The organism is Candidatus Protofrankia californiensis (assembly GCF_900634765.1).
Lineage (GTDB): Bacteria > Actinomycetota > Actinomycetes > Frankiales > Frankiaceae > Protofrankia > Protofrankia californiensis.
In genome coordinates this window covers 1-6,215 of record NZ_CAAAFT010000035.1, presented here as the reverse complement: position 1 = coordinate 6,215, position 6,215 = coordinate 1, and the positions used below count along the sequence as shown (strand labels likewise).

3 protein-coding genes and 2 pseudogenes are annotated in these 6,215 nt (G+C 70.4%); 3 read left to right on the top strand and 2 right to left on the bottom strand.

Going from position 1 to position 6,215, the window contains the following annotated elements; all coding sequences use genetic code 11:
- From DD1DGNOD_RS01535 to DD1DGNOD_RS01525, 3 genes and pseudogenes are all read left to right on the top strand, one after another.
- A partial coding sequence (locus DD1DGNOD_RS01535) for a TIGR02680 family protein (protein WP_131769277.1) occupies nucleotides 1–2,051 on the top strand: 2,051 nt, incomplete at its 5' end.
- Nucleotides 2,048–3,550, top strand: coding sequence for a DUF2399 domain-containing protein (locus DD1DGNOD_RS01530; RefSeq protein ID WP_131769276.1), 1,503 nt, complete (start codon nucleotides 2,048–2,050; stop codon nucleotides 3,548–3,550). The genes DD1DGNOD_RS01535 and DD1DGNOD_RS01530, both read left to right, overlap by 4 nt.
- A 183-nt stretch (nucleotides 3,551–3,733) precedes the next feature.
- Nucleotides 3,734–5,075 (top strand): annotated as a pseudogene (locus DD1DGNOD_RS01525) (transposase); the annotation flags it as partial.
- Nucleotides 5,076–5,103: 28 nt separating this feature from the next.
- Here the strand turns inward: DD1DGNOD_RS01525 and DD1DGNOD_RS01520 are convergent.
- Together DD1DGNOD_RS01520 and DD1DGNOD_RS01515 are read right to left on the bottom strand one after the other, a co-directional pair.
- Nucleotides 5,104–5,798, bottom strand: a pseudogene (locus DD1DGNOD_RS01520) (transposase); the annotation flags it as partial.
- 65 nt (nucleotides 5,799–5,863) lie between these two features.
- The gene (locus DD1DGNOD_RS01515) at nucleotides 5,864–6,067 is read right to left on the bottom strand and encodes a hypothetical protein (protein WP_131769273.1); all 204 of its coding nucleotides are present in this window, start codon (nucleotides 6,065–6,067) and stop codon (nucleotides 5,864–5,866) included.
- Between the last annotated feature and the right edge of the window lie 148 nt (nucleotides 6,068–6,215).

The following is a 6,215-nucleotide window of genomic DNA, read 5'->3' as shown; positions in this document are numbered from 1 at the left end:
CCGCCAGCCCAACCCCCGCCACGGTGGCCCTCACCGCGGCGGCGTCCGCCGTCCCGGCGGCTCCCGCGTCCGGCGATCCGGCGTCCGGCAGTCCGGCGAGCTGGGTGGCGGTCGACGGCCGGTGGCGGCTCGGCGTTGCCTCCGGCGCCCACCGCAAGGAGGAGGCCGAGTACGTCGGCGCGGGTGTGCGTGCCCATACCCGGGCGCGGCTGCTCGCCGAGCTGACGGCGCGGATCGACGGTCTGGACGCCGAACTGGCGGCGGCGCGGGAGCGCCTGCGCCTGGCGACCGAGCGCCGGGACGGGCTGCGTACCGCTGCGCGGGAACTGCCTCGCGGCGCCGAGCTGGACCGGGCCTGGACGTTGTGGGAGAGCGCGGTCCGCGCCGAAGCGGCGGCCGAACGCGAGCTGGCCGCGGCGCGGGAGAAGGCCCGTGCGCTCACCACCGCCGCGGCCGTCGCCCGGCGTCGTGCCGAGGCGACCGCGTCCGGTGCGGACCTTCCGACCGATCCGGCCCGGCTCGACGAGCTGCGGCGACAACTCGACCGTCTGCTGACCGACGTCGAGCGTCTGCGCGGCGGTGTCGCCGAGCTGTCGACGCTCACCCGCCGCCACCCTGATCTGCTCGCCGGCTATCGCGCGGCCGAGGCGGCCGCGCAGAAGTCGGCGACCGACGCCACAGCGGCCCGGGAACGCCACGAGGAGGCCCGGCGTGAACTCTCCGAGCAGGCGTCGGCGATCGGGGCGAGCGAGCGGGAGCTGATGGCCCGGGAGGCAGACGCGACGGGCCGCCGGGAGCGGGCGAACGCGGCCACGCCCGCGGCCGAACAGACCGCTCGGCTGGCGGTGGCCAACAAGGCGTCCGCCGAAGCCGACCGCAGGCAGGCGCTGAACGAGCTCGCCGAGCGGGAGCGGGAGGTCATCCGGGTGGGGCAGTCGCTGCGCACGGCGCTGCTGATGCCCGGCCTGCCCCAGGCCGCGGGCATGCAGCCGCCGACGGCCGTCTCCGACGCCGACCTGCCCGCCGACGACGTCCGCGCCCGGATACGCCGGCTCGACGATCTGGCCGGCGAGATCGCCGAACACCTGGACCCACCCCGCGCCGACCAGACCGACACCCAGATCATGCGGCGTGGGCAGGAACTCGCCGACGCCCTGCCGGGCGGCCTGGACGCCCCGATGGCCGAGCGGGAGAACATCAAGGTCGTCGAGATCCACGACGACTCCGGTTCGCACCCGGTCGTGGTGTTCGCCGCGCGGATCTCCCGGGAGCTCGGCGAGGCCAGGACCCGGCTGTCCGACCGGGAGCAGGAGGTGTTCCGCCGGTTCCTGCTCGGCGAGCTCGGCGACAGCCTGTCCCGGCAGATGATCCTCGCGCGCACGCTCGTCGACGACATGAACCAGGTGCTCACCGAGGTCCGCAGCTCCCACGGCATCGGGGTACGGCTGGTCTGGGAGATCAGCGGCGAGGTGGACGCCGACACACGGGCCGCCGTCGACCTGCTCGCCACCTCCTCCGGCATGCGCACCCAGGAGGAGAACGAGCGTCTGCGCGCCGCGCTGCACCGGATGATCGAGTCGGAACGCAGGGAGGACCCAGGCGTCGGCTACGCCGTCCACCTGCGCAAGGCGCTCGACTACCGGATCTGGCACACCTTCGACGTCCGCGTCACCGACCCGCACGGCCGGGAACGCCGGCTCGGCCCCCGCACCGGTCTCAGCCAGGGCGAGCAGCGGGTGGTCTCCTACCTTGTGCTCTTCGCCGCAGCGGCCGCGCACTTCACCTCGCTGGGGCAGGTCGAGCCGACGGTGCCGAGGCTCATCCTGCTCGACGACGCCTTCGCCAAGGTCGACGAGCCGACCCACGCGAAACTGCTCGAGCTGCTCGTCGACCTTGACCTGGACTTCATCCTCACCAGCGAGCGGCTGTGGGGGAACGCCCCGGCCGTCCCCCATCTGCACGTCTACGAGTGTCTGCGGGACCCGCTGGCGCGCGGGATCGCCACCTTGCACTACGAGTGGAACGGCTACCGCATGCGTCTGGTCACATGACAGCCACGCCCCCGGACGCGCGGCCCCACCCGCGCATCGACAGCCCACACGGCGACGCCCCGCGGAAGGAGATCCCGCGGGAGGAGGCCCCGCGGGAGGACACCCTCGCCTGGTTGCGGCAGCCCGCTCTCGGCCGGTTGTGGGACGCCGCGCACCGCCGGCTGGAAGCCAACGGCGCCCGCGCCCAGGGGACGCTGCGGCTGTCGGATGTCACGCCGGACGAACGCCAGGCCATCACGCAGATGCTGGGCACGCCCGTCTCGGTTCGTGACGGCGTGGCCCGGGTTCGGCTGGACCAGCTGGACGAACGTCTGCGGTCGAGCGCAGCCGCTCGCGGCGTGGTGGCGGTGCTCACCGTGCTCGGCCGGCCCGTCGCGGACCGGGTCGGCCAGCGGCGCGCGAACCGGGACGCCTGGAGCGAGGTGTGGGCGTCGGCGCGGGCGGCCCTGGCCGCTGCCTGCCTGGCCGACGTGCCCTGGGCCTCCGCCTGGCTCGAGACCACCCGCCGCACCAGCGGTCTCGCCCGATTCGGCCCCGACGGTGCCGCGGTCCTCCTCGATCACGCCGTGGAGACGCTCGCCGTGCTACGCGCCGGGCCTGACGGGCGTGACGGCTCCGGCGGGTCCGCCAGACCGGCAGCGCCCGCCGGACCCGCCGGACCCGCCGGGCCCGCCAGACCCGCCGGGCCTGCCGGGCCTGCCGGGTCGCCTCTGCGGCAACCGTCCCTCCGGCAGGTGTGGATCGGACGCGGCGAACTCGCCGAGAGCGTCACCGGCACTGCCCACGGCCTCGACGACGGAGCGGTTCTCGCCCGGCTGGTGCTGCGCGGCCTGGCCCTGGCCGCCGACGAGGACCCGGCAACAGCGGTCAGGGATGCCGCCGGTCGACGGGCGTTGTGGCGATCCGCCGGGGTCGTCGTCGACGAGGTGTCGTCGACCGTACTGACCTACGGCCTGCGCCCGACCGCCGAGGGCTGGCGGGAACGGGCGCTGCGGGAGCGCGCCGCCCACGCCCAGGAGACGCATCTTGCTCTGCGTGAGGTTATGGACACCGACTGGACCGTGGTACCGGGCAGCCTGGTGCGGGTCTGTGAGAACCCGCGGGTCGTCGAGGCGGCGGCGGCGCGGGAGGTGCCGGTGGCCGTCGTGTGCGCGGCCGGCAACCCGTCGACCGTCGTCCTCGAGCTGCTGACGCGCGTGCGCAACGGCGGTGCCAGGCTGGCCTACCACGGTGACTTCGACTGGGCGGGCATCGGGCTGGCCAATCGGATGATCACCCGGTTCGACGCCGACCCATGGCGGATGACGGCTGACGACTACGAGCGCGCCGTCGAGTCGTGCCGCCGCCGAAGAACCCCTGCGCTGTCCCTCACCGGCACCCCCGTCGAAGCGGTATGGGACGGTGAGCTCGCGCCGACCATGACGACCCTCGACGTGACCATCCACGAGGAGTCGGTCCTCGAGACCCTCCTGTCCGACCTGGCCCAGCCACCGGCCTGACCGCCATCGGCGTTCCGCCAGCCCACGATCTGGTCGTCCGCCCCCGCCTCCCAAAGCAAGATGTGAACAGACCCGGGGCAACTTCGGGAGCGTCAGGGGATCTTGATCGGTAATCTTCAGAGTAAGGCCGTGACCTGCAGAGACGCTTGAACATTGCTGTCCGTTACACCGTTTCTTGGGCAGACCCGGTTCCGGCAACGACTCATCGACCACGGTCTGGAAGAGAAGGTACTGGACCTGCTGCTGGCTCGACTGTCCGAGCTGGGGCTAGTCAAGGCCGGCGGCCGGCAACGCACGGACTCCACGCACGTGCTGGCGGCGGTACGTTCGGCCAATCGGCTGGAGTTCCTCGCCGAGACGCTGCGAGCGGCCCTGGAGGCATTGGCCGTGGCTGACCACCCAGATCGACGCCGAATGGGTAACACGGTACGGCGCTCGCATGGACTCCTACCGGATTCCGAAAGGCGACGACAAGCGCAAAGCGATGGCCATACAGGTTGGAGTCGACGGGTTCGGTCTTCTGGAATCCGGTCACGCCGCCGGCGCACCGATCTGGCTGCGTGAGATCCCCGCCGTGGTCACTCCGCGCACGGTGTGGCTCAAGCAGTACCACCGCACGATCACCCACGGCGGGCGGGAGGTGGTGTGGCGGGAGGAAAAAGACCTCCCGCCCAGCAGAGATCGGATCTGCTCGCCGTATGACACCGACGCCCGGTACGCGACCAAACGCGGTTCCGGTTGGGAGGGCTACAAAGTCCATCTCACGGAGAGCCGCGGCGATGTGAGCACGACCGGTGCGCCGCATCTGGTCACGAATGTGACCACCACCGACGCGACTGTCACCGATGTGGAGATGCTCGAAAGAATCCATAACGATCTCGACCGCAGGTCTTTGCTTCCTGCCGAGCACCTGGTCGATGCCGGCTACACCAGCGCTGGGCTCCTCATCGACTCTCGGCGCGATTTTAGTATTACGTTGCTAGGTCCGTTACGGGCCGGCAACTCCCGCCAGGTTCAGGCCGGTGGTGGTTTCGAACGCGCCGCGTTCACCATCGACTGGGACAACCAGCGCGTCACCTGTCCGCAAGGCGTGACCAGCACGATCTGGTCGTCATGCAGCGAACGCGGCCGGGAATCGATCGTGGTGCGTTTCCTGGTCACGGCCTGCCAAGCGTGTCCTGCCCGTCCACAATGCACACGATCTACCCGGAATGGCCGCCAGTTGATGCTACGTCCCCGCGACATTCACGAAGCGGTCGAGCAAGCCCGCGCCGAACAGACCACCGACGAGTGGAAACAGCGCTATGCAACCCGAGCCGGTGTCGAGGGCACCATCCATCAATCAGTTGCCGTCACCGGGGTCCGTCGCTGCCGCTATACCGGATTACCCAAGACCCGGCTTGCCCACGTGTTCGCCGCTACCGCCCTCAACCTGATCCGGTTAGACGCGTGGTGGACCGGCACGCCACTCGACCGGCCTCGGGTCAGCCATCTCGCAAGACTCGACTTCGGTCTCGCCGCGTAACCGGATTAGACAACAGAGTCCAACAGGCCAGCATCACCGCCAGGGCACGGTCCCGTTCGCCGGGGTCGTCCCAGTCGGCGTCCAATGCGGCTTTGAGGCTGGATCCGGCCAGGACCGGTGCCCCGGCCCGGCCGGCCAGGATGGTAGTTCCCTCGGCTCGCCCCACCCCTGCTGGACCGCGATCACGCCCAGGGCCTTGCGCAGGGCGTGTCCCATCATGGTCGGGGTGTCCTCGACCCGGCCGGCACCCCACAGGGGGCTGGAGTCCAACGCCGCGCGTAACGCCCGCGGCCCGAACCCCCCGCTCACCGTGGCGATCTCGATGGTGCGTTCGATCAGCCGCCGGTCCCACCCGGCGGTGATCAGCCGGGTGCGGAATCCCACCAGGGTGCCCTTGGAGATAGGGGGACGGTCGGCGTCCAGGCAGTCCAGCACCAGCTGCCAGCGCCGGTCCATCACACAGGCCTCGATCACCTCGTCGTCGGAGGCTCCGGTGTAGGCCTGCAGGATCAGCGCCAGCGCCAGCTGCGCCGGGGGTACCGGCGGCTGGCCTTTCGGGCTGTCGCGGTAGACTTTGGCGAGCTCGGTCTGGAACGCCTCGTCGAACAGTTCGTGGCGATGCTGACGCAGGAACACGAACAGCTTCGCCCGCCGCACCGGCCTGATCACTGTTTGTTCCGCGGTCGAGGGTTCCACCGGCGGACGCCACACCCCGGGACGCATCAGACAGCACCTTCTGATCAGAGGTGGGCACTAGGCGCCCACCGACCCGTGCTGCCTACCACAGGTCACATACGGCTACCTGACCGGTGCTCTAGGTCTTGCAGTTGGTCGAGTTTGGCCTGGAACCAGCTGCCGACGGAGAACTCGACGGCACCGCCTCTCACGATGCGACCACTGACTGCCTTGCCGGCTTCCATGATCGGAGCGCGCAGGAACAGAAGTAAGAAGACGATGAGACCAGCCCAAACCAGGGTCTGGAACAGGGGCACCCATGCGCTCACTGATCCATTATCTCAGGAAGCCGGTCGATGCGTCCGGGTGGGTGGCGAACATGCTGTCATGGGGTCTGACGCCTCTATGTTCGTCAACCGGGACTGTTGCGTTCGGAGAAAGCAGAGCACGGCAGACCCGGCTAGG

What these genes read in the sequence shown, in the direction of transcription:
- DD1DGNOD_RS01530 (WP_131769276.1), top strand. Translation starts at nt 2,048, where the DNA reads ATGACAGCCACGCCCCCGGACGCGCGGCCCCACCCGCGCATCGACAGC.